Consider the following 23,794-nt stretch of genomic DNA (forward strand, 5'->3'; position numbering starts at 1 on the left):
GGCAGCATCGCCTGAGCCCGAGAGCGCGGGGAGGCGGAGGAGCGGCCGGGGATCTCAGCTTCCGTACCGGGCGGGCGCGCCGACGTGCCGCACGACGGCCGCCGCCCGGTCGGCGAGCGGCCCCGGGGCGATCGGGACGCACACGTACCCGAACCCGGCATAGGCCTCCCGGTGGATCCGCTCGAACCGCAACGACTCCTCGTACGAGATGCGCCGCGCCTCGGTCGGGGTGACGAAGCCAGGGCTCTCCACGAAGAACACCTCGCGTTCGTACACCCCCTCCGCCCGGATGCGATTCAACTCCCGGGCGAGGAAAGGGGTCACGGGATGACCGAGGTACACCGCCAGGGCGTACGTGCACACCGGCGAGCGGTCGAAGAACCGCACCTCCCCCGGCCCGCCGACGGCCCCCTCCTGCCGCTGCCTCTGCAGGGCGACCACCGCGTCCACGAACGACGGGTCCGTCCACGGCTCCGGCACGCCCTGGGCCTGCCGCAGCGCGATGACGTCCGTGGCGGCCTCCTCTACCACCGGGTAGCCCGCGCACTCCAACCACCGCAGGACCGCCGTCTTCCCGGCCCCCGGGGTACCGGTCAGCAGATAGCGCTTCATCCCCGCACTCTACGGGCCCGGGGGTGGCGGGTGCGGGGCGCCGTAGGGTGTCGGACATCGGGGGCAGGGCACGGGCACACGGGAGCATGGGGCATGGGGGCATCCGGCGTGACGGACGAGGGACAGGGTGTGAGGACGGCCGTCCGGTGCCCGGACTGCGGGGGCACCGCCGTCCGCAGCGTCGGCCAGTTCCTGCTGCACGGGCGGGAGTTGCGGTGGGACGCCGAGCGGTTCTGCCCCCGGTGCGCAGCCGTCTGCTGCGACTGGGGCCAGGAGGCCGCGCCCCGGGACATCCGCGAGGCGCTGCTGACCACCCACGGACCGGCCCGGCTCCGACTCTCCGCACCGCTCACCGACCCGGCGGCCACCCTGGCCGCGCTGCGGGTGCTCCGCGAGGGCTCGGGGCTCCCGCTCCGGCGGACCCGGGAACTCCTCGACGAGCTGCGGGACTTCGGCCTGAGCGGGACGACCGTCGAGATGGCGTACTGGCGGGTGCGGCTGGCCGAACGGGGAGTCGCGGCGGAGACGGCGGACGGGCACCGGACGCGGCCAACCGGTACGGACAGCAGGCGAGTTCGCCGCCTGGGCGGAGGAGCGGGCGGATCGGACGGCGGCGGAGCTCGCGGAGCCGTTCACCTTCGTGGTCGGTCTCGGCGGCACACTGCGGCTCGCTCCGCGCCGTAGCGAGCATGTGGCCTGCGCGGGTGGGGAGTTGGTGCTGAGCGCCGGGGAGATCGGGTTCCGGCGTTCGCGGGACGGCTGGGAGGTCGAGACGGTCGGCAACCACTCCACCGGCTACTGCCCCGACACCACCTCCTGGCCCGCCGTCGCCGCCGCCCTCACCCTCGTCGGACTCCCGCACCCCGGCGCCTTCACCCACGCCGTGGTCTTCCGCCGCTGCCCGCGGTGCGGCAACTGCAACCTCGTCCGCGAGGAGCACTACGCCTGCGCCTGCTGTGACGCGGACCTGCCCGAGCAGTGGAACGTCGACGAGGTCGCGCTGCCGTGACCCGCGCGGGCCACCGCACCCCACCGCCCCCACCCACAGCGCACCTCAGCACTGTCAGGCCGGACCGCTAGGGTCTGTGGGTCACGGGGCAGGCCGGGAAAGGGTGGGGGCACGTGAGGTGTGAGCGGGTGGCGGAGCTGCCGGGTGGGGTGGTGCACGCGGGGAGCCGGGAGTTCCTGGTGCGGGAGGGGCTGCCGGCGGCCGGGGCGTTCCTGGACTTCGAGGCGCTCCGGGGCGGGGAGCTGACGGCGCTCCCGGCGGAGGCGGAGCGGCTGTTCGTCCTCGGGGAGACGGAGTACTGCACGCCGTTCGCCGCCGGCGGCAGCCTGGTGCTGCTGGATGGGGTGACCGGTGAGGTGTTCCTGGACAACGGCGGCCCGCGCCGCGACCTGCTGGCCTCCGGCCTGACCGCGCTGGCGGGCCTGGTGCGCGAGGTCGACGCGGTGGCCGAGGCGGCGCTGCGCCCGGAGGCGCTGGACGGGCGGCGCGGGCCGGCCGTCCTGGCCGAGGTGCTGGCAGGAGCCGAACGGCGGATGCGGGAGATCGATCCCGGCCTGTTCGGCGACGGCTCCGCACCGCCCCCGCACTGGGGCACCGCGCTGCTGGTGCGGGCGCTGGGCTGGGGTGCCCTGCCGGGCGGTCCGGACGGGCCCGCGTACGCGATAGCCCCGGAGCTGGTGGCGGAGCTGGCCGCACTGACCGACGAGGACGGCGGCCCCGGCCGGGTGCACCGCTTCCGGCCCGCCGAGCTGCCCGCCGCCCTGGTCCACGAGCCGACCCGGCGGCTGCTGACCGAGGTCGGCCTGCCGCTGGGCGGGGCGATGTTCGGGGTGTGCGAGGAACCGCTGGTCACCATGGGCGAGGCCTACCCCGAGTACTTCGACGGCGAGGAGGAACGCCCGTACCAGCGGGACTTCCTCGCCCTCGGGGACTGGCCGACCGACCTCACGATCGCCCTGGACGGCGCCACCGGCCGGCTGGAGCTGCCGGACTGGTACGACGACGGCCACCCCGAGGCCTACCTCAACCGCGACCTGTCCGCCCTGCTCTACGCCCTCTGGACGTACGAGCGGCTGCGCGCCGAATGGGACCGCTGGGACTACGGCCGGGCCCGGGAGACGTGGTCGGTGTTCGATCCGCAGGCGCTGCTGAGCGCGGTGGTGGACCGGCTGGTGGAGGCCGTCGACCCGGAGGCGTTCGCCTCGCCCGGCTGCTCCTGGCGGCTACTCGCCGAGGACGGCCACATGGGCGGCCTGCTGGGCTGAACGCCCAGGAGCCGTTGCCGCCGGTGGGCGACAAGCCCGGTCGGCCGCCGGTTCACGCCGAGCGGCGGCCGACCGGCGGCCGATCGGCGCCGCCGTGGACGGCGGCAACGGCCAGGAACGGATGTGTCACCTCCACGCGTTGGACCGACATGGTGATGATGGCGGGTCTGCTCCTCATGGCAGTACTGGTGATCGTGCCCTTCACACTGGCCTCGATCCGGCATCTCGTGGTGCGATCGGGCAGCCCGCGATGGTTGTGCCGCCGCCTGACCACCCGGACGCGAAGGAGCGGACTCGGCCTTGGCACCACCGCGACCGAGGAGTTGCACGCCTTCTTCAATGCCAACAAGCGCGTGCAGATCGAGCAGCGGCGGACTCAACTGGTCCTACGGGACGACGACCACGCCGGCGCCCCGCCTCGCCTGGGTGTCGACTTGGGCGCCGGCACCGCAGTCGTCCGACAGCAGCGGTAGTTCACCCTCCTTCTCCTTGCGCCCGACGCGTGCTGGGGCCTGCCGAACTCGCGGACGAGCCCTGGGAAGCGGCCTGGGGAGCTGCTCCTGGACAATGACGCGCTCGCCCTCGCCGTTGGGTTCCTCGAAGGCGGCGAAGTGGCGTTCCAGGAGATCATCGGAGCCGGTGATGCTGTTCACCGCAGGCCCAACACCGAACTCATGCTCGCCCGACGGGCCACCTGCCGGTCACCCGGTGGCCGATCCGCCGGGCCGGTACGCCCCGAACCCAGTCGCTCCCAAGGCCGTGAGCTCCCCACCACCCGGCGGTCACGGCGGACCGCGCCACTCCTGCTTCACCGTCCGGGAGAGCGCTTGGGGTCAGCGGGTGGCACGTCGGTCCGGGCGTAGGCTGGGCCGATTCGATCACTCGCGAAGGCGTCGAAAGGACCGGTGGGGGATGCGCGGCGACACGGAGGAGCTCTACCGGGCGTTCGCGGAGCGGGAGGCGCGCGGGAACTCGCCGATCTACCAGGAACTGGCCGAAGGCATCGCCGGGGACGGGCAGTTGCGCGCACTGCTGGACGGGCTTCCGGCCGCGAAGCGGCAGCCGAACCTGCTGTTCGGCGCGGTCCGGCACCTGGGTGGGCCGGTGACGGAGGGCTGGCCGGCCTTCCGCGACTGGGCGGCGCAGCGGTGGGCCGAGGTCTCGGCGACGATGCTGGAGCGGCGGACGCAGACCAACGAGGCGGGCCGCTGCGCCACCCTGCTGCCACTGCTGGCCGCGCTGCCGCAGCCGCTCGCCCTGATCGAGGTGGGCGCCTCGGCCGGGCTCTGCCTGTACCCGGACCGGTATCGGTACCGGTACCTGGCCGGGGACCAGGACGGGGACGGGCAGGGGGACGGGGACGGACATGAGCGTGGGGCCGGTGCCCCGGTCGCCGAGTTCGGCGCCGCCGCGAGCCCGGTGACGCTGGACTGCGTGGTGAGCGGGCCGGTGCCGCTCACAGACTCCCTGCGGGAACGGCTGCCCGAGGTGGTGTGGCGGGCCGGGATCGACCTCAATCCGTTGGACGTGCGGGCCGAGGAGGACATGCGCTGGCTGGAGTCGCTGGTCTGGCCCGAGCAAACCCACCGGCTGGAGCGGCTGCGCGGCGCCGTCCGGGTCGCCCGGGCCGAACCGCCGCTGCTGGTGCGCGGCGATCTCAACGCCACGGTACGGGAGTTGGTCGCGCGGGCCCCGGCGGGGGCGACGCCTGTGGTGTTCCACAGCGCGGTGCTCGCGTACCTGCCGCCGGAGGAGCGGGAGGAGTTCGCGGCGACGATGCGTGAGCTGCCCGGGCACTGGATCTCCAACGAGGCCGTCTCGGTGCTGCCGGCCGTCGCCCGACGCCTCCCCCGCCCGGCGGCCGTCGCCGGGTTGTTCGCGCTGGCCCTGGACGAGCGGCCGGTGGCCTTCACCGGACCGCACGGGCAGTCCCTGGACTGGTTCGGCGAGGCCTGAGCGGCCGTACGACAACGTGCGGGCAGCGCGGAAGTCCCGGGCTTGAAGCTGCCGCAGCGGCAGCTTCTACCGTCGTGACCAGGACCGGAGAACCGGCCCTGGTCCACGCGAACGTGGGATGTGGAAACGAGGGAGGCAACCATGGCCTGGCCCATCGCCGAGGTGGCCCGGATGTCCGGTGTGACGGCCAGGACCCTGCGGCACTACGACGAGATCGGGCTGCTGCCCCCGGCCTGGATCGGCTCCAACGGCCACCGCTACTACGAGGAGCGGCAGCTGCTCCAGCTGCAACAGATCCTGGTACTGCGGGCGCTGGGCGTGGGGCTGACCGAGATCGCCCGGATCCTGAGCGATCAGGTGGACGAGCTGGAGGCCTTGCGGGGCCACCGCCGGCGGCTGGTCGCCGAGCGCGACCGGCTCGACGCCCTGGCCGCCACCGTTTCCCGCACGATCGCCGACCTGGAACGCTCCCAGAAGGACGGCACACCCATGACCATCAACCGCCCCGAGAACCTGTTCGAGGGCATCCAGCCCGACGACGTCGACGCGAGCCTGCGTGACTTCCCCGAGCACGCCGAGGCGGCCCGGCGCGCGACCGCCGCGATGACCCCGGCCGAGATCGAGGCCGGGCAGCGCGAGCGGACCGCCCGCATGATCCGCCTGGCGGAGCTGAAGGCGGCCGGCCACCCGGCCGACGCCGAGGCCGTGCAGAGCACGGTCGAGGAGGAGTACCGGCTGCTCCACGACTTCCGGTCCGTCTCGACCGAGGAGTACCTGGCGATCGCCCGCTCCTGCACCGAGAACGAGCAGTGGAGCGCCGCGTACGAGGCCATCGCCCCGGGCCTGGCCGCTTACCAGCGTGCTGCCATGGAGGCGTACGCGGCGGCACGGCTGTCCTGATCCGGGCCTGGTCCGGGCCTGGTCCGGGTGATCGGACGGCCTGGGTCGGCCCTGCCCGGCCCGGCCCTGTCTGGGAGCCTTACGGGGGGTTCCCAGACGGGGCCGGGTACCAGGTGTGTTTCCTCGCCTGGCCCTCCCCGCGTCGTCACTCCGTCCGCAGCGCCGTGACCGTCCTGGTGCGGGCCGCCCAGGTGGCCGGGAGGACGGCTCCGAGCAGGGCCAGCACCAGGCCGCCGAGTATCAGCGGCCCCACCACCGACGGGGCGAACACGGCGAGGTCGGCGTCCGGCACCCCGATTCCGGCGGCCCGTGCCATCGCGGGCATCACCCGGTGGTGCACCAGGATGCCGATCGGGACCCCGATCACCCCGGCCACCAGCCCGCTGCCGCAGACCGAGGTGAGCACCATGCCGACGGTCTGCCGGGGTGACATCCCGAGCGCCTTGAGCACCCCGAGGTCGTGCACCCGCTCCCGGGTGTCCAGCAGCACGGTGTTGAGCACCCCGAGTCCCGCCACCACGGAGAGCAGCAGCGTGAGCGTGCCCGCCAGGGTGTTCATCGCCAGCACCACGATGCTGAGGTGCTCCTCTCCGGGGTCGGCGCTCAGGCCCAGCGGCTTCACGGCCTGGTCCAGCCCGTCGGCGTAGGACTTCGCATCGGTGCCCGGGGTGAGGTCGATGTGGAAGGTGAGCGCCTCGGCGTGGATCGCGCCGCCGAGCGGCGCCAGCGTGGACCGGTCCGTGAACACCAGGTCGTTGGTAGTCAGGACCTCGCCGGTGATCTTCGCCGGGGTGCTGCGTCCGTGGTCGGTGAGGGTGACGGTGTCACCGACCTTCGCCTGGGTGGCCCGCAGGGTGGCGGCGGCCACCACGACCTCTCCGGGGCCGTGGAACCAGCGGCCGGAGACCAGTTGGAAGCCGCTCCAGGAGGTGTCGCCGCTGAACGCGACCACTTCGGAGCGCCCGGTGCTGCCGGCCAGGGCGACCGGGGTCGGGACGGTGCTGTACCAGGCCCGGGTGCCCGGGCGGGAGTCGACGGCCCTGGCCACGGCCGCCTCGTCCACGTGGTCGGCGGACGGCGCGGCGCCGTCGAACGGGGTCTGGACCACCACCTTGCCCGCGCGGTCGGCCGCCAGACCGTCCTGGATCGAGCCCAGCGAGAGCGTCAGGCCGACGCAGAGGGTGACCCCGACCGTGCCGAGCACCACGGCGGCCCCGGTGGTCGCCGAGCGGCCCGGCCGGTTGAGCGGGGAGGCCAGCCCGAGGCTGAGCGCCCGTGGCACCGGCAGCCGGCCGATCAGCTCCTGCGCCCGGGACACCGGGCCCACCGCCCCCGCCCCGCCGACCGTGCCGCGGGCGGCTGCCCGCTTGGCGCCCGGCGCCGTCCGGCCGACCGCGAGCGCCTCCACCGTCCGCAGCCGCCCGGCCCGCAGCGCCGGTACCAGCGCGGTGCCCGCCACCGCCCCCAGGGCCGCCACCGCGACCACGACGTCCACCCAGACCGGGATGCCGAGCAGCCCGCCGCGCAGGGCCTTGTGAGCCAGCCCGAGGACCGGTACGGACAGCAGGTTGCCGAGGAGCACACCGAGCGCCGTGCCGACCCCGGCGGGTATCAGCGCCTGGCCGACGTAGGCGCGCGCCACCTGGGCCGGGGTGAAGCCCAGGGACTTGAGGATGCCGATCCGCCGGGTGGCGGCGCTGACCGCGCCGCTGACCACGACTCCGATGATCAGCACCGACATGGCCAGGCCGAGCACCCCGAAGGCCGTGACGAACGGGACGAAGGTCGAGGCCGTCCGGTTCGCCTCCTCCTGGGCGGGCCGGTAGGAGGTGGCCCTGGCGAGCGCCCCGCCCGGGACCGCGGCGGCCAGTGCGGCGCGGTCGGCCTCCACCTCGGCGTCGCCGCCGGCGTGGGCGAAACGGTAGAGGTACTGGACGGAGGGCTCCGTGCCGGGCGCCGTCAGCCCGGCCACCTGCTCCGGGGCGACCCAGCCGTCCGCGCTCCAGGAGACCGAGGCCGCCAGGCCGACGACCTTGAGCGTCGGATGCCCCGGCAGCTCCGGGAACTCCATGCTGTCGCCGACCGCCAGCGGCGAGTGCCCGTCCAGGAACACCACCTCGCCGGGGCCGGCGACCCAGCGGCCCCTGGTGATCCGCAGGCCGTCCAGCGGGCCGTCCTGGGCGCGGCCGACCAGCGTCATCGGCGGCAGCGGGCTCCCGGCCGGCGGGATCCGGGTATCGGGGCCGGAGCGCGGCTGGACGGCGACCGCCTGGTAGGGGCCGGCCGAAGCCGTCACGCCGGGCGCGTGGGCCGTCGCGGCGAGCTGGGCCGGGCTCGCCCTGGCCCGGTCGTACAGCACGTTGAGATGGGCGCCGCGCTGGTCGGCGAAGGAGCGCTGGTACGGGCCCTGGGCGGCGACCAGCAGCCCGAGCGCGAGGATGCACGCCGTCACGGACACCATCGTGGTGAGCACCATCACCAGGGTCTGCACCCGCCGGCGGCCGACCCCGGCGCGCACCACCTTGCCGAGCGCGCTCATCGGCCACCGCCCGGTGCCGGCACGGCCGCCGTGTCCCGGACCAGCCGGCCGTCGAGCAGTTCGATCGTCCGGTCGGCGCAGGCCTCGGCGAGCGCGGTGTCATGGGTGACCAGCAGGATCGTCTGGCCCTCCGCGTTGAGCCCGCGCAGCAGGTCGCGGACGTCGGCGGCGGAGGCGGTGTCCAGCGCCCCGGTGGGCTCGTCGGCCAGCAGCAGCGGCGGACGGTTCATCAGCGCCCGGGCGACCGCGACCCGCTGGCGCTCCCCGCCGGAGAGCCGGCCGGGGAAGGCCTTGGCGTGCCGGGCCACCCCCAGCCGCTCCAGCAGCTCCCCGGCCCGGGCCCGCGCCTGCTCCCGCCGCATCCCGGCCAGCTGGGCCGGGAGCAGCACGTTGTCCTCCGCGGTCAGGTCGTCCAGCAGGTTGAAGAACTGGAACACCATGCCGATCCGCGCCCGCCGGTACTCGGCCAGCGCGGCCTCGCCGAGCCGGTGCACGGCGACGCCGTCCACCTCCACCTCGCCCTCGCTCGGGCGGTCGAGGCCGGCGATCAGGTTCAGCAGGGTGGACTTGCCGCTGCCCGAACGGCCGAGCACGGCCAGTGCCTCGCCGGCCCGGACCTCCAGGTCGAGCCCGGCCAGGGCGGGACGGGCGGCGTCGGATCGGTCGTACGTCTTGCTGACGCCGCGGATCCGGATGATCGGCGCGTTCACGGGCCCTCCACTGTTCGGCGTCCGGCCCCGGGAAACCCGGGCCGGCTGACGGAACATCACGCTACGAATCGGCGGCGGGGTGCCGACAGCCGTCTGGACGGCCTCTGCGGGGTGTATCCAGATACACCCCGAACTGGGTGTTCAGGCCTAGAGCACCAGGGGCCCCGGCCGGGCAGACTGACCCAGCGAAAGATCGGAACCGGGGTCCGCGGGGCCCCGGAACGACAGCTTCGGAACCGCGGCTTCGGGCCGCGGCGCCGCGGCCTCCGGGCGGGGCCGCGCAAGGGAGAGGGGGCGCGTCATGGACGCGGGAGTGCTGAACGGACTGGCCCTGCGGGTCGGCCGGGCGTGTGCGGACGGGGTGCGCGCCTGGTACGCGGTGACGCTGGCCGTGACGGGGTTCCTCGCGCTGCTGGCGGGGCCGGTCCTGCTGGCCACCGCGCTGTTCGGTCCGGACGAGCCCGGGGACTTCACCCCGGGCGGGCCGCTGATCCTGGCGGTGCCGATGGCACCGGTCGCCCTGTGGGCGCTCTGCTGGGCCACCGGGGGCGGCGGCCGGGCGGTCGGCGCCGCGCTGTTCGCTCCGGGGACGATAGCGCTGATGGCGGCCCACCTCTACGGCGGTGCGGCGCCGGGCGGCCGGTCCGGTTCGGTCTGGCTGGCGCCCGCACTGCTGGTGCTCGGGCTGTTCGGCGCCCGCTGGATCGCGACGGAGAGCAGGCGCACCGTCGGGAAGTGGAGCGGGCGGCCGATACCGGTGCCGTACCGCCGGCCGGTCCGCGCCGGGGCCTGGCCGCGGCTGCGGGCCGGCGGCTGGCTCACCGACCCGGCGACCTGGCGGGACTTCGCCTGGACGCTGCTCACCGGCGCCACCGTGCTGCTCACCGCCGCGATCGTCGTGCTGACCCCGGTCGCCCTGGAGGTCTTCGGCCGGAACGGACCGTTCTTCGCCCTGGGCGTCGTCTACTCGATGGGCCTGACCATCGCCCCGTTGGCCGTCCTGTGGGCCGCCCCGCCGGCCCTGCGGATCCACGAGAAGGCCGCCCGGGCCCTGCTCGGGCCCTCCCGCCGAGCCGAGCTGGCCCGCCAGGTCAGCCATCTCGCACGGACCAGGGCGGACACCATCGACGCCGGCGCGGCCGAGCTGCGCCGGATCGAGCGGGACCTGCACGACGGGGCGCAGGCCCGACTGGTCGCACTGGGCATGCTGCTGACCGTGGCCGAGCAGCTGAAGGACGACCCGGACGCCCTCGGGCCGCTGCTGGCCGAGGCCCGGCTGTCCTCGGTGAAGGCGCTGGGCGAGCTGCGGGACCTGGTCCGCGGGATCCACCCCCCGGTGCTCGCCGACCGCGGCCTGGCCGACGCGGTGCGGGCGACGGCGCTGGACCTGCCGCTGCCGGTCGGCTTCACCGGCGGCCTGCCCGGCCGGGCTCCCGCCCCGGTGGAGTCGGCCGCCTACTTCGCGGTGACGGAGCTGCTGGCCAACGTGGTGAAGCACGCCGGGGCCTCGCGGGTGTGGATCGAGATAGGGCACAGTGACGGGCTGCTGCGGATATCGGTCACCGACGACGGGCGCGGCGGCGCCGAGCCGTCCCGGGGAACCGGCCTCAGCGGAACCGAACGCCGACTGGCCGCCTTCGACGGGGTGCTCGCGATCAGCAGCCCGCCCGGTGGGCCGACCATCGTGAACCTGGAGATCCCGTGCGCGTTGTCATCGCCGAAGACCTCTTCCTCCTCCGGGACGGACTGACCCGGCTGCTGGAGGCCAACGGCATGAAGGTCACCGCGGCGGTGGAGGACGGCGAGCAGCTGCTCGCCGCGGTGGCCGCGGACCGGCCCGACATCGCCGTGGTGGACGTCCGGTTGCCGCCGAGCTTCACCGACGAAGGGCTGCGGGCGGCGCTGGCGGCCCGTCAGGCCCACCCGGGCCTGCCCGTCCTGGTGCTGTCGCAGTTCGTGGAGCAGCTGTACGCCCGCGAGCTGCTGGCCGGCAGCACCGGCGGGATCGGCTACCTGCTCAAGGACCGGGTGATGGACGGCACCCAGTTCATCGACGCCGTGCGGCGGGTCGCCCAGGGCGGCACCGCGATGGACCCGGAGGTGATCACCCGGCTGCTCACCCACAACTCCTCGGCCGGCCCGGTCTCCACGCTCTCCCCGCGCGAGCGGCAGGTGCTCGGACTGATGGCGGAGGGCCGGTCCAATGCGGCGATCGCCCAGCAGCTGGTGATCACCGAGCGGGCCGTCGCCAAGCACACCGCATCGATCTTCGTCCGGCTCGACCTCCAGCCCTCCGACGACGACAACCGCCGGGTCCTGGCCGTCCTGGCCTACCTCAACAACTCCTGAACGACTCCCGAACGACTCCCGAAAGGAGCCGCCACCGCCCACACTCCGGCACCACCGTCCCACGACTTGATAGATCACCGACAAATGGCGAGTGGCCCTCCGCTGCAGGGGGCTCGCCTGCCGCAGAACGGGTCAATTAGGCTGGTGGGGTGCTCATCCTTGTTCGCCGCCGCCACGTGGACCTGCTCCGCGTGACGACCATGTCCTGTCGACGCTCCGGCTGAACCTCGCGCCACCCACCCTCAACGGCGACCCCTGCCCGGCCGCCACCACCTCCCGGCCCCGGAGCACCCGCCGCACCAGGCACAGCTCCGGCCGCCCCCGGTCGACCACCGGGACCAGCCGGGACGAGACCCAGCGGATGTCACACATGACGCAGCAGTACACGCCCATATCCGAGACCGGCACCGGCTCCCCCTCTGCGGACGCCCTCCCGGTGATCGACCTCTCGCTCGCCGACGGCAGCCCGGACGACCGCCGCCGCCTGCACGACGAGCTCCGCGCCGCGGCCACCGGCGTCGGGTTCTTCCAGCTGGTCGGCCACGGCGTCACCCCGGAGGAGACGGCCGCACTCGCCCGGGCCATGCGCGCCTTCTTCGCGCTCCCCGAGGCCGACCGGCTCGCCGTGAGCAACCTCAACTCCCCCCACTACCGGGGCTACACCCGCACCGGCGACGAGCGCACCGGCGGCAGCCAGGACTGGCGCGACCAGCTGGACATCGGCGCCGAGCTGCCCCCGCACGTCCCCGGCAGCGGCGAGCCCCCGTACTGGTGGCTGGAGGGGCCCAACCAGTGGCCCGAGGCCCTCCCCGAGCTGCGCACCGCCGCGCTCGGCTGGATCGACCACCTCGGCGCGGTCGCCCGCCGCCTGCTGCACGAACTCCTCGCCGCGATCGGCGCCCGCCCCGACTTCTACGACGAGGCCTTCGCCGGCCACCCCCACCTGCGCCTCAAGCTGGTCCGCTACCCCGGCACCGCCCCGGACGGCGCCGGCCAGGGCGTCGGCGCCCACAAGGACTACGGCTTCATCACCCTGCTGCTGCAGGACACCGTCGGCGGCCTCCAGGTCGAGCGCGCGGACGGCACCTTCCTCGAGGTCCCGCCGCTCGACGGGGCCTTCGTCGTCAACCTCGGCGAGCTGCTGGAGGTGGCCACGGACGGTTACCTCAAGGCCACCAACCACCGCGTGGTGAGCCCGGTCGGCGCCCGCGAGCGCTTCTCGGTGCCGTTCTTCTACAACCCGCGCCTCGACGCCCATATCGAGCCGCTGGACTTCCCGCTCGCCCACCACGCCCCCGGCGCCACCGCCGACCCGGCCAACCCACTCTTCGCCGACTTCGGCCTCAACGAGTGGAAGGGCTACACCAGGGCCCACCCCGAGGTCACCCGCCGCCACCACGCCGCCCTCGCCTGACCCCCGGTACCGCCGCAACCCCGACGCCGCAACCCCGACGCCCCTGCCCGAAGCCGGTCCCCCGGCGGACGGCAGGGGCGTCGGCGTCAGCGGCCCCCCTGCGCCCGCACGCGTCCGCACTCCCGCACACCCCCCGCCGCTCGCCTGCCGCCCGCCGCCCGCATCGGTGGACCGGCACGCCCACCACTGTCACACTGCTGCTGTCACAGCAGGAGTGTGCCAGCGCGGGAGGCGGCGGATGGGGGAGCACGGCGGGGTGGGGGGCGGAGTGCGGCTGACGGTGGACGAGCTGGCGGCGCGGGCCGGGGTGACGGTGCGGACGGTGCGGTTCTACGGGACGAAGGGGCTGCTGCCGCCGCCGGAGCTGGGGCCGCGGCGGGTGGGTCTGTACGGGGCGGCGCACCTGGACCGGCTGGAGCTGATCGAGGAGTTGCAGCGGCAGGGCCTGACGCTGGCCGCGATCGAGCGGTACCTGGCGCGGTTGCCGGAGGACAGTACGCCGCTGGACCTGGCGATCCACCGTGCGCTGGTGGCGTCGTGGACGCCGGAGGCCCCGGAGGAGGTCACCCGGGCGCAGCTGGAGCGGCGGGCCGGGCGGGGCCTGACGGAGGGGCAGGTCGAGCGGCTCGCCGCGATGGGGGCGCTGGAGCGGACGCGGGATCCGGAGGTGTTCCGGGTGGATCCCGGGCTGCTGCCGCTGGGCGTGCGGATCCTGGACGTGCCGATCCCGCTGGAGACGCTGCTGGCCGCCCGGGCGGTGGTGCTGGAGCACAGCCGGGCGACGGCACGGGAGTTGCAGCGGCTGTTCCGCGAGACGGTGTGGAAGCCGTACCGGGAGAGCGAGCCCGCGCCCGCCGAGCTGGCCCGGATGCGGGCGCTGACGGACCACATCCAGCCGATGGTGGCGCAGGCGCTGGTCACGGCATTCCAGCGCTCGCTGCGGGAGGAACTGGGCGAGGAGCTGAGCCGGGAGTCGGACCAGGAGTCGGGCCTGGAGTCGGGCCTGGAACCCGGGTGAGGCCGTACGGGCCACGGCCTCACCCAAGTCCGAGCAGGTCAGCAGGTCGGCAGATCGGTAGGCCGGTAGGCCGACCGGTCAGTCCGTGAAGGTCCGCCCCTCGGCCGCGACCCGCTCCAGCAGCGCCGGCGGCGCGAACCGCTCGCCGTACGCGGCGGCGAGTTCGCGGGCGCGGGCCGCGAAGCCGGCCGGGCCGCCCTCGTACCCGTTGATGTACTGGAACACGCCGCCCGTCCAGGCCGGGAAGCCGATGCCGAGGATCGAGCCCACGTTGGCGTCGGCGACCGAGGTCAGCACGCCCTCCTCCAGGCAGCGCACCGAGTCGAGCGCCTCGCTGAACAGCATCCGCTCCTTGAGGTCCTCGAACGGGACGTCCCCCGGGGCGTCCCCCAGAGCACCGGCCGGAGCACCGGAGAAGTGCTCCAGCAGCCCCGGCCAGAGCCGCCCGCGCCTGCCGTCCTCGCCGTACTCGTAGAAGCCCGCGCCGCCGCTGCGCCCCGGGCGGCCGAACTCGTCGACCATCCGGTCGACCACCGCGTCCGCCGGGTGCGGCGTCCAGCTGCCGCCGGCGGCCTCCACCGAGCGCCGGTACTCGTCGCGGATCTTGCGCGGCAGGGTGAGGGTCAGCTCGTCCATCAGGGAGAGCACCTTGGCCGGGTAGCCGGCCTGGGCGGCGGCCTGCTCGATGCTGGACGGGTGGATGCCCTCGCCGACCATGGCGACGCCCTCGTTGAGGAACTGGCCGATCACCCGCGAGGTGAAGAAGCCGCGGGAGTCGTTGACCACGATCGGGGTGCGGTCGATCTGCCGGACCAGGTCGAAGGCGCGGGCCAGCGCCTCGTCGCCGGTGCGCGGGCCGCGGATGATCTCGACCAGGCGCATCCTGTCGACCGGCGAGAAGAAGTGCAGCCCGATGAAGTCGCCCTGGCGCTCGACGCCTTCGGCGAGCAGGCCGATCGGCAGGGTGGACGTGTTGGAGCAGAGCAGCGTGTCGGGGCCGACCACGCCCTCGATCTCCTGGAACACCTTGTGCTTGAGCTCGGTGTTCTCGAAGACCGCCTCGATCACCACGTCGCAGCCGGCCAGGTCGGCGGCCTCGGCGGTGGGGGTGATCCGGGCCAGCAGCTCGTCGCGGTCGGCCTCGGTGGAGCGCCCGCGCGCGACGGCCTTGTTCAACAGCCCCTCGGAGTAGGCCTTTCCGCGCTCGGCGGCCTCGATGCCGACGTCCTTGAGCACGACCTCGATGCCGGCCTTGGCGCAGGCGTAGGCGATGCCCGCGCCCATCATCCCGGCGCCGAGCACCGCGACCTTGCGGACCGGCCGCTTCTCCACGCCCTTCGGGCGCCCGGCGCCGGAGTTGACCGCCTGCATGTCGAAGAACAGCGCCTGGATCATGTTCTTGCTGGTCTGCCCGCAGGCCAGCTCGGTGAAGTAGCGGGCCTCGATCGTCATCGCGGTGTCGACGTCCACCTGGGCGCTCTCCACCGCGGCGGCCAGGACGTTGCGCGGGGCCGGGTAGGGCGCGCCGTTGAGCTGCTTGCGCAGGTTGGCCGGGAAGGCGGGCAGGTTGGCGGCGAAGGCCGGGGTGGCCGGGGTGCCGCCGGGGATCTTGTAGCCCTTGACGTCCCAGGGCTGGACGGCGGTCGGGTTGGCCTCGATCCAGGCCTTCGCGCGGGCGGTCAACTCCTCCGGGGTGTCGACCAGTTCGTGCACCAGTCCGTGCTCCAGCGCCTGCGCCGGGCGGTACTGGCGGCCCTGGAGGAGGAACTTCAGCAGGGCGTCGGTGATGCCGAACAGCCGGACCGTACGGACCACTCCGCCGCCGCCCGGCAGCAGGCCGAGGGTGACCTCGGGCAGGCCGATCCGGCTGGCCGGGGTGTCGAGCGCGATCCGGTGGTGGCAGGCGAGGGCGAGCTCCAGGCCGCCGCCGAGCGCGCTGCCGTTGACGGCGGCGACGACCGGCTTGCCGAGGGTCTCCAGGGTGCGCAGCGCGCGCTTGATCCGCATCGACTTCTCGAAGACGGCCTCGGCGTCCTCGGGTCGGGCGGCGGAGAGCATCCGCAGGTCTCCCCCGGCGAAGAAGGTCTTCTTGCCGGAGGCGATCACCACGCCGCGCAGCGCGTCCGCGGCGGCCAGGGCGGCGAGCCGCTCGACGACGGTCTCGAAGTCGGCGGTGAAGGCCTCGTTCATGGTGTTGACGGACTGGGTGGGGTCGTCGAGGACGAGGGTGACCACGCCGTCCTGGTCCTGCTCCCAGCGGATGGTGGTGGTGTCGCTCATCAAGTTCTCCAGGTCTACCGGTCTGCAGAGGGAGGTACCACGCGCGGCGTGTCCCACGAAGGGAGGCGGCGGGCGACGCGTGGGCTCAGATGCGTTCGACGATGGTGGCGATGCCCATGCCGCCGCCCACGCAGAGGGCGATCAGGCCGTAGCGCAGGTCGCGCCGCTCCAGTTCGTCGACCACGGTGCCGAGCAGCATCGCGCCGGTGGCGCCGAGCGGGTGGCCGAGCGCGATCGCGCCGCCGTTGACGTTCACCTGGTCGTGGCGGAAGCCGAGTTCGCGGATGAAGCGGAGCGCGACCGCGGCGAAGGCCTCGTTGATCTCGACCAGGTCGATGTCGGCGGCGGTGAGCCCGGCCTTGGCGAGCGCCTTGCGGGTGGCCGGGGCGGGGCCGGTGAGCATGATGGTCGGCTCGGAGCCGGAGACGGCGGCGGAGACGATCCGGGCGCGCGGGCGCAGCCCGTACCGCTCGCCGACCTCGCGGTTGCCGATGGCCACCAGCGCGGCGCCGTCCACGATGCCGGAGGAGTTGCCCGCGTGGTGGACGTGGTCGATGGCCTCGACCCAGTGGTACTTCTGGAGGGCGACGGCGTCGAAGCCGCCGGCCTCGCCGATGCCGGCGAAGGAGGGCTTGAGGCCTGCCAGGGTCTCGACGGTGGTGCCGGGGCGGATGAACTCGTCGCGCTCCAGCACGACCAGGCCGTTGCGGTCGCGCACCGGGACGACCGAGCGGTCGAACAGGCCGTCCGCCTGGGCCTTGGCGGCGCGGGCCTGGGACTCGGCGGCGAAGGCGTCCACGTCGGTGCGGGAGAAGCCCTCGATGGTGGCGATGAGGTCGGCGCCGATGCCCTGCGGGGCGAAGTCGGTCTCGTACGCGGTCATCGGGTCGGCGAACCAGGCGCCGCCGTCGGAGGCCATCTTCACCCGGGACATCGACTCCACGCCGCCGGCCAGGACCAGGTCCTCCCAGCCGGAACGGACCTTGGCGGCGGCCAGGTTGACGGCTTCCAGGCCGGAGGCGCAGAAGCGGTTCTCCTGGACGCCGGCGACGGTGTCGGGCAGGCCGGCCGCGATGGCCGCGATCCGGGCGATGTCGGAGCCCTGGTCGCCGACCGGGCTGACCACGCCGAGCACGATGTCGTCGATCGCGGCCGGGTCCAACCCGGGGTAGCGGCCGCGCAGTTCGTGGATCAGGCCGACGACCAGGTCGATCGGCTTGGTGCCGTGCAGCGAGCCGGTGGCCTTGCCCCGGCCGCGCGGGGTGCGGATCGCGTCGTAGACGTACGCTTCGGTGGTCACGGTGGGAACGCCTTTCAGCGGGTTTTCGGGGCGGGGGGCTTGTTCGGGGCGGGGACTCTGGGGGTTCGGAAGGACGGGGGCGATCAGCCGAGGATGGAGCGGCCCACGATCTCCTTCATGATCTCGGTGGTACCGCCGTAGATGGTCTGGATGCGGCCGTCGGTGAACGCCCGGGCGACCGGGAACTCGCTCATGTAGCCGTAGCCGCCGTGCAGTTGGAGGCAGCGGTCGGCGGTGCGCTTCTGCAGTTCGGTGGCCCACCACTTGGCCATCGAGGCGTCCGCCGGGGTGAGCGCCCAACGGTTGTGCTCGGTGATGCAGCGGTCCACGAAGGCGCGGGTGACGGCGCACTCGGTGGCCAGTTCGGCGATCTCGAAGCGGACGTGCTGGAGCCTGGCGAGCGGGCGGCCGAAGGCCTCGCGCTGCTTGACGTAGTCGGTGGTGATCTCGACCAGGTACTCGGCGCCGGCGATCGCCGCGGCGGCGATGGTGAGCCGCTCCTGGGCGAGGTTCTGCATCAGGTGGACGAAGCCGCCGTTGAGCTCGCCGATCAGGTTCTCCTTCGGCACCCGGACGTCCTCGAAGAACAACTCGGCGGTGTCCTGGGCCTTCTGGCCGATCTTGTCGAGGTTGCGGCCGCGCTCGAAACCGGGCGTGCCGCGCTCGACGGCCAGCAGGCTCAGCCCGTGCGCGCCGCCCTCGGGGGTGGTGCGGGCGACCACGACCACCAGGTCGGCGAGGATGCCGTTGGAGATGAAGGTCTTGGCGCCGTTGAGCAGGAAGTGGTCCCCCTGGTCGACCGCCTGGGTGCGGATGCCCTGGAGGTCGGAGCCGGTGCCGGGCTCGGTCATCGCGATCGCGGTGATCAGCTCGCCCGAGCAGAAGCCTGGCAGCCAGCGTCGCTTCTGCTCCTCGGTGGCGAGCGAGGTGAGGTACGGGCCGATGATGTCGTTGTGCAGGCCGATCGCCAGTCCGGACGCGCCCGCCCGGGCGAACTCCTCGGCCAGTACGGCGGCGTAGCGGAAGTCGGGGGTGCCGCCACCGCCGTACTCCTCGGGGACGGCCAGGCCGAGCAGGCCCTGGCGGCCGGCCGCGAGCCAGGCGGAGCGGTCGACGATGCCGGCCTTCTCCCAGCGGTCGTAGTGCGGCAGCACCTCCTTGGCCAGGAAGGCCCGCACGGTGGCCCGGAAGTCGTCGTGCTGCTCGGTGAAGATCTCGCGCTGCAACGCTACTCTCCTTGCTCTGCCGTGGAGTTGGGGAAGGTACCGCCGGTCGCTGGGGCCGGTGCGTCAGGGTCGAGGGCGGGGACACCCCAGTCCCGGGCCACCTCGGCGGTGTCCGCGCCCGGCCGGGCCGGCGGGCGGCGCAGGGCGCCCGGGGTGGCGGAGAACCGCGGGGCGGGGGCCGGCTGGGTGAAGCCGTCCGCCTCGACGTACGTCCCGCGCGCCGACAGATGGGCCTCAACGGCGGCCTGACGCATCGTCAGGACCGGCTCCACGCAGGCGTCGGAGCCCGCGAAGACGGCCTCCCACTCGGCCCTGGTCCGGGTGGCGAAGCGGGCGGCGATCAGGGCGCGGAGCTCGGGCCAGCGGGCCGGGTCGTACTGGCCGGGCGCGTCCGGGCCCAGCTCCAGCAACCGGGCGAACTCCGCGTAGAAGCGCGGCTCCAGCGCGCCGACGGCCAGGTGGCCGCCGTCGGCCGCCCGGTACACCGCGTAGAACGGCGCGCCGCCGTCCAGCAGGTTGACGCCCCGGCGGTCCTGCCAGTGGCCGGCCGCGAGCAGGCCCCACAGCATGGAGCCGAGGTGCGCCGCGCCGTCCACGATCGCGGCGTCGACCACCTGCCCGGCGCCGGTGGCGCGGGCGTGGTGCAGCCCGGCGAGCAGGCCGACGACCAGGTAGAGCGAGCCGCCCGCGTAGTCGCCCAGCAGGTTGGCCGGGATACCGGGGGCCTCCTCGGCCCCGCCCGGCGCCGCCACCATCCCGAGCACCCCGGCGACCGCCGCGTACCCGAGGTCGTGCCCGGCCGTCGCCGCCCGGGGGCCGTGCTGCCCCCAGCCGGTCATCCGCCCGTACACCAGCGCCGGGTTGCGCGCCAGGCACGCCTCGGGACCGACCCCGAGCCGCTCCGCGACGCCCGGCCGGTAGCCCTCGATCAGCAGGTCCGCCCGCTCGACCAGGTCCAGCACCCGCCCGGGGCCCTCCGGGGACTTCAGGTCGATCAGCACCGAACGCTTGTTGCGGTTGCTGAGGTCGTACGCCGGGTCCGTACCCAGCGGCGACGGCTCCGGCCGGTCCACCCGCACCACGTCCGCCCCGAGGTCCCCCAGCAGCATCGCCGCGAACGGCCCCGGCCCGATCCCGGCGAGCTCCACCACCCGCACACCCGCCAACGGCCCCCCGGCCTCCGGCGCCCTGCTCGCGTCACCCACTGGCTGCTGAACCCTTCCCGACGGGTTTGACAGTAAAGCTGTCACACTCGGGATGATAGGCAAGCGACCCGCCGGTAACAAGACCTCCACCCCCGCGCCGAGCCGCCAATTCCCCCTCGACCCACGCCCGGTGAACCCGGCCACTCCCCGCGCCCACGGAATCACGGAGGGTGGGTCGGTGCACTGACGGAGGCTCCCTGTACGGTCGTCATGCCGCAGGGGAGCGGCCGCTTTGCCGATTGGGGAGGATTCCGCGCACATGGGTAACCCGAACTTCGCCACCGGACCGGTCGCACCGGCCAAGGACCCGATACCGGGCCCGGCGTCCACGTACGCGGCGAAGTCGCCGTACTCCAATCCGGCCCCGCCCAACGGTGTCAACCCCGTACTGATCCCGCCCGCCCTCGGCACCACCCAGCTGGACACCCCGCACGAGCTCAACGCCTCGGCCGGAATAGCGCGGCAGATCGCCACCGACCTCGACAGCGCCAACGGCAAGGCCGGCCCCGGCGCGCACAGCCTCACCGAGTACGCGAGCACCGCGTCGACCAAGATCCGGGGCTTCTCCTTCGGCGGTGCCCTCACCGGCAGCACCGAACGGTGGCTGCAGCAGTGCAAGACCCTGCACGACAAGCTCGGCAGCGCCGCCGCGAACCTCGACAAGACCCAACGGTTCTACGGCGACAACGAGGCCAGGACCGCCGCCGACCTCGGCGCGACCCGCTAGCCAGGAGAGGGGAAAGCACAGATGGTGTCCTTCAAGGAACTGCACGAGGCCGACTTCTCCGGGGTCAGCGACGCCGCGGAGGCCTGGGCCGGCGTGGCCAAGGCCCTCACCGCTCTGGACGGCCGGGTCACCAAGGACCTCACCAGCACCGCCCAGCGGGCCGGCTGGAAGGGCGATGCCGCCGACGCGGCGACGACGGCCATGCAGGGCATGGACGGCGACTTCAAGCAGGCCTCTGCCGTCGCCACCGCCCTCGCCGCGATCATGAAGACCGCCGCCGAGGACTTCACCGCCGCCCGGCGCGACCTCGACACGGCCATCCATGACGCGCAAACCGAGAACATGACCGTCTCCGCAGACGGCCAGGTCAACTGGACCCTGCCGAAGGAGGCTCGGAACGACACCGATGGCGAGAAGCTGGCTCAGGGGCTGAGGGCCAAGGCGGAGGCCATCGCGGCCCGGTTGACGAAGGCCGTCGAGAAGGCCGCCGCCGCAGACCAACGGGCAAGCGTCGCGCTCCAGGGCGACATCGGTACCAGCACCACGTCCTTCAACCCCACCCCCTACGGTGGCGGCCCGGTCGCCGACGCCAACCGGGCCAAGGACCTCATGGCCAAGGCCGGCAGCCTCTCCGACGACCAGCTCAAGCAGCTGCAGGCCCTCATGGCCGCCAATGCCGAGAACAAGGACTTCTCCACCACCCTGCTCAACGGCCTCAACTACGGCGGAAAGACCGGCCCCGACGCCCTGCTGGAGTACAGCAGGGTCTACGACGGCCTCGCCCACGGCAACCACAACGCCGCGGGCTACCAGGACGTCTACAAGAACCTGTCCGTCGCGCTGGCCAGCGCCACCCGCGACGGCGGAATGGGCAAGGCCTGGGAGGACGGGCTGCTGGCCGCCGCCCGCCGCCCCGGGGGGTCCGCGGCGGGATACAACGACAACTACCCGGCACTGACGGCGCTGCTCAACGCCAAGGGCAGCTTCGACAAGGGTTTCCTGACCAAGGTAGGCACCGACCTGGTCGACTACGAGCGCGGCAGCAAGCTCAAGGGCGCGGACTTGTGGGGCCCGGACTGGAGCAACGCCACTGGCCACCAGGGCGATCCGATGCGGGACCTCATGCAGGCCATGAGCCGCAACCCCGAGGCCTCGAAGGACTTCCTCGACCCCGCAGCCAACAAGAACCTCGACTACCTGCTCAAAGCCCGCCAGTGGCCCAACCAGGGCTACGAGCACAACCAGTTGGACCCGGTCGCACGCAACAACTCCCGCGGCGCGTTCGGCGACGCCTTGGAGGCCGCAACCACCGGTCGTGATCCGAACGGCAACCAGCCGCCCGTCCGCCCGCACGACGCGGCGATGGCGCGCATCATGTCCGACACGATCACCCACTTCGGGGGCGACTCCGCCGGGCATGTGACCGAGCTCCCGGTCGGACTGCGCCGACCGTTCGGCAACATGATCGCCGACTACGCGGCCGACACGTACGAGATCATCGGCAAGGAGGTCAACGGGCACTCCGAGACCAGCGGATTGGTCATCGACCGAGATCGTCTCATCCGGGTCATCCGAGGAGTGTCCGATGACCCTGAGGCGTTCAGGGCGATCCACTACGCCGAGAGCCAGGAAATGGCCCGGCGGCTCGACGCCTACCCCGCTGACACCTTCAGGATGGATCAAACCGGGCACCCCAACCCCGGTATCGAGGGCTATGTGCGAGAGGCCGGCCAGGTCCTGGGGGCACTCAGTGGCACGCAGTCGGACGTCATGACCCGTCACCATGACGACGTGGTGTTCCAGAACAACTGGCAAGCGAAGATGAACTACCACCTCATCGGCACGCCCCTGACTCCCGTACCGGTTGTGGGTGACTACGTCCAGCGCATGGTCGATGTCGGTACGTCGGAATGGGCGAACGGGCTCAACAGCAAGCAGGACCAGGAGACACAGGCAGACCTGTCCAAGATGTTCAATTCCGGAGAGAACCAGCTGAAGCAGATGATCGTCACAAAGGCCGAAGAGGCCGGTCTCACCAACGCGGAGATCGCTTCGACTGCCGGTGTGCCCCAGAAGCTCCTGCACGATGTGTCCGATAGCTACGGGACAGGCGTCAACCAGACATACCGCAATGCGCTGGGTGGACGCTGAGATGAAGAAGACTCAGCACGCCGCCGATCAGCCCGGCGACGAGAACACCGTCAGCGAGCGCCTGGACGCGGCGCTCGACCGGCGGGGGTTCACGACCCGGCCGCTGCGGGTACGGGCGGCGGTCGCCGTGGTGGCGGTGACGGCGGTCGTGGCCGGGGCCGGGGTGTTCCTCGCGGACAACCTGACCAATGCCTTCGGACCGGACAGCGTGTGCGACGGTACCGTGAGCGCGGATTTGCTGAACGACGTACTCGGGCCGGGCAAGGTCAGCGATCAGGCGTTCGGCGACGGGCACTTGCGCAGCGGATCCGCCTTCTGCATGGCGAAGGTGAGTTCCGGCGTCTTCGGCAACGAACGGTCAGTCACCGTGGAGCTGCGCAAGAACAGCGACCTCTCCGTCGTCGCGAACGACTCGGAGGCCCGGCTGTTCGCCGCTTCGGCCAACGGTGGAGCGTCCGGCGCGGCCTTCGACCACCGGGCCTGGGCACTGCTTCCCGAGGCGTGCGGCAGTGGGCAGCGGGTCACCGTCAGAGCGGACCGCGGTGAACGGCCCGGGGCCGAGAAGCTCGCCGCACTCGCCGCGTCGACGGCCGACCGCATCGCGTCACAACAGGGGTGCGGCACGTCGCCCACGCCCGCGCCGCACCAACTCTCCGATGCCGGAAAGGACCGCGACCTCGACCGCAGCACCGTCTGCGGTCTGCCCGGGCTCACCATGCCCACCACCCCCGGCGGCCCGGCCTTCCGGGAGACCGTGACCACCGCGACCGACCCGCTGTGGGCCTGTCTCATCCACTCGGACGCGAACCCGAGGTCCTCGATCACCTTCACTGTCGGCACCGAGCCCCGCCTCCTGACCGCGACAACCCCGAAGGACGAACCGGGGATCGGCCGAGCTCGCTGGGTGAAGCCCGACGAGATGACAACGACTTGCCAGGGCCGGCCGACCTACTTCCGGATGGAAGTCAACGGCTTCTGGGACCTCGTACCGGACAGCGATTCCGCCTGGAAGCAGTTCCTCACCGCCGGTGCCAAGGCGATCGGTTGCGAGCCGATTCTCTGACCTCTCTGCGGGCGGCCGGTTCCCAACCGGCCGCCCGCACCGATCCAGTCGGCCGAGCAACACACAGGGG

The 23,794-nt window shown here is 73.1% G+C and carries 20 protein-coding genes; 13 read left to right on the forward strand and 7 right to left on the reverse strand.

What is annotated here, in order from left to right; all coding sequences use genetic code 11:
- Positions 1-54: 54 nt before the first annotated feature.
- Entirely contained in the window at positions 55-612 is a 558-nt protein-coding gene (locus tag ACFVU7_RS32650) for an ATP-binding protein (RefSeq protein ID WP_388048661.1), read from the reverse strand.
- A 93-nt stretch (positions 613-705) separates the two neighbouring features.
- Between ACFVU7_RS32650 and ACFVU7_RS32655 the strand changes: the two genes are divergently transcribed.
- From ACFVU7_RS32655 to ACFVU7_RS32680, 6 genes are all read left to right on the forward strand, one after another.
- Entirely contained in the window at positions 706-1,296 is a 591-nt protein-coding gene (locus ACFVU7_RS32655) for a hypothetical protein (protein ID WP_388048663.1), read from the forward strand.
- Positions 1,297-1,324: 28 nt separating this feature from the next.
- Positions 1,325-1,621, forward strand: coding sequence for a hypothetical protein (locus tag ACFVU7_RS32660; RefSeq protein WP_388048665.1), 297 nt, complete (start codon positions 1,325-1,327; stop codon positions 1,619-1,621).
- Positions 1,622-1,749: 128 nt separating this feature from the next.
- Positions 1,750-2,886: an SUKH-4 family immunity protein gene (locus ACFVU7_RS32665; RefSeq protein WP_388048667.1), complete on the forward strand. Its 1,137-nt coding sequence runs from the start codon at positions 1,750-1,752 to the stop codon at positions 2,884-2,886.
- A 23-nt stretch (positions 2,887-2,909) separates the two neighbouring features.
- Positions 2,910-3,359 carry a DUF6191 domain-containing protein gene (locus tag ACFVU7_RS32670; RefSeq protein WP_388048669.1) on the forward strand — a complete coding sequence of 150 codons (450 nt, stop codon included), beginning with the start codon at positions 2,910-2,912 and terminating at the stop codon, positions 3,357-3,359.
- 439 nt (positions 3,360-3,798) lie between these two features.
- Complete coding sequence (locus ACFVU7_RS32675) at positions 3,799-4,842, forward strand: DUF2332 domain-containing protein (protein ID WP_388048671.1); 1,044 nt, start codon at positions 3,799-3,801, stop codon at positions 4,840-4,842.
- A 141-nt stretch (positions 4,843-4,983) separates the two neighbouring features.
- A complete protein-coding gene (locus ACFVU7_RS32680; protein WP_375875231.1) occupies positions 4,984-5,742 on the forward strand; it encodes a MerR family transcriptional regulator in 759 nt (252 codons plus the stop codon).
- Between the two features lie 145 nt (positions 5,743-5,887).
- Here ACFVU7_RS32680 and ACFVU7_RS32685 read toward each other — a convergent pair whose 3' ends face one another.
- Both ACFVU7_RS32685 and ACFVU7_RS32690 read right to left on the reverse strand, forming a co-directional pair.
- Positions 5,888-8,281, reverse strand: coding sequence for an FtsX-like permease family protein (locus ACFVU7_RS32685; RefSeq protein WP_388048673.1), 2,394 nt, complete (start codon positions 8,279-8,281; stop codon positions 5,888-5,890).
- Positions 8,278-8,991 (reverse strand): ABC transporter ATP-binding protein, encoded by a 714-nt coding sequence (locus ACFVU7_RS32690; RefSeq protein ID WP_234348522.1) that lies wholly within the window; start codon positions 8,989-8,991, stop codon positions 8,278-8,280. The genes ACFVU7_RS32685 and ACFVU7_RS32690 overlap by 4 nt, the downstream gene beginning before the upstream one ends.
- Positions 8,992-9,292: 301 nt before the next feature.
- On the opposite strand from ACFVU7_RS32690, the gene ACFVU7_RS32695 reads away from it, so the two are divergent.
- The 4 genes from ACFVU7_RS32695 to ACFVU7_RS32710 all read left to right on the forward strand — a co-directional run bounded on the left by ACFVU7_RS32695 (position 9,293) and on the right by ACFVU7_RS32710 (position 13,772).
- Complete coding sequence (locus ACFVU7_RS32695; protein ID WP_380738473.1) at positions 9,293-10,741, forward strand: histidine kinase; 1,449 nt, start codon at positions 9,293-9,295, stop codon at positions 10,739-10,741.
- On the forward strand, positions 10,693-11,340 hold the full coding sequence (locus tag ACFVU7_RS32700; protein WP_049655241.1) for a response regulator transcription factor: 648 nt from the start codon (positions 10,693-10,695) through the stop codon (positions 11,338-11,340). Before ACFVU7_RS32695 ends, ACFVU7_RS32700 begins: the two co-directional genes overlap by 49 nt.
- Positions 11,341-11,710: 370 nt before the next feature.
- Complete coding sequence (locus ACFVU7_RS32705) at positions 11,711-12,754, forward strand: isopenicillin N synthase family dioxygenase (protein WP_388048675.1); 1,044 nt, start codon at positions 11,711-11,713, stop codon at positions 12,752-12,754.
- Positions 12,755-12,992: 238 nt separating this feature from the next.
- Positions 12,993-13,772, forward strand: a complete 780-nt coding sequence (locus tag ACFVU7_RS32710) for a MerR family transcriptional regulator (RefSeq protein ID WP_049655245.1) — start codon at positions 12,993-12,995, stop codon at positions 13,770-13,772.
- Positions 13,773-13,850: 78 nt separating this feature from the next.
- Here ACFVU7_RS32710 and ACFVU7_RS32715 read toward each other — a convergent pair whose 3' ends face one another.
- The 4 genes from ACFVU7_RS32715 to ACFVU7_RS32730 form a co-directional block, all read right to left on the reverse strand.
- Positions 13,851-16,052: a 3-hydroxyacyl-CoA dehydrogenase NAD-binding domain-containing protein gene (locus ACFVU7_RS32715; RefSeq protein WP_388048677.1), complete on the reverse strand. Its 2,202-nt coding sequence runs from the start codon at positions 16,050-16,052 to the stop codon at positions 13,851-13,853.
- Between the two features lie 85 nt (positions 16,053-16,137).
- Positions 16,138-17,352: an acetyl-CoA C-acetyltransferase gene (locus ACFVU7_RS32720; protein WP_388048679.1), complete on the reverse strand. Its 1,215-nt coding sequence runs from the start codon at positions 17,350-17,352 to the stop codon at positions 16,138-16,140.
- Between the two features lie 83 nt (positions 17,353-17,435).
- Positions 17,436-18,578, reverse strand: coding sequence for an acyl-CoA dehydrogenase family protein (locus ACFVU7_RS32725; RefSeq protein WP_380738479.1), 1,143 nt, complete (start codon positions 18,576-18,578; stop codon positions 17,436-17,438).
- Positions 18,579-18,580: 2 nt separating this feature from the next.
- Positions 18,581-19,783 (reverse strand): CaiB/BaiF CoA transferase family protein, encoded by a 1,203-nt coding sequence (locus tag ACFVU7_RS32730; RefSeq protein ID WP_388048681.1) that lies wholly within the window; start codon positions 19,781-19,783, stop codon positions 18,581-18,583.
- Between the two features lie 259 nt (positions 19,784-20,042).
- On the opposite strand from ACFVU7_RS32730, the gene ACFVU7_RS32735 reads away from it, so the two are divergent.
- The 3 genes from ACFVU7_RS32735 to ACFVU7_RS32745 are packed head-to-tail and all read left to right on the forward strand — an operon-like array spanning position 20,043 to position 23,724.
- On the forward strand, positions 20,043-20,510 hold the full coding sequence (locus ACFVU7_RS32735; RefSeq protein ID WP_388048683.1) for a hypothetical protein: 468 nt from the start codon (positions 20,043-20,045) through the stop codon (positions 20,508-20,510).
- Positions 20,511-20,531: 21 nt separating this feature from the next.
- Positions 20,532-22,661: a hypothetical protein gene (locus ACFVU7_RS32740; protein WP_388048684.1), complete on the forward strand. Its 2,130-nt coding sequence runs from the start codon at positions 20,532-20,534 to the stop codon at positions 22,659-22,661.
- Positions 22,642-23,724 (forward strand): hypothetical protein, encoded by a 1,083-nt coding sequence (locus ACFVU7_RS32745; RefSeq protein ID WP_388048685.1) that lies wholly within the window; start codon positions 22,642-22,644, stop codon positions 23,722-23,724. The genes ACFVU7_RS32740 and ACFVU7_RS32745 overlap by 20 nt, the downstream gene beginning before the upstream one ends.
- Positions 23,725-23,794: the final 70 nt, after the last annotated feature.

Source organism: Kitasatospora sp. NPDC058046, from assembly GCF_042885595.1.
Lineage (GTDB): Bacteria > Actinomycetota > Actinomycetes > Streptomycetales > Streptomycetaceae > Kitasatospora.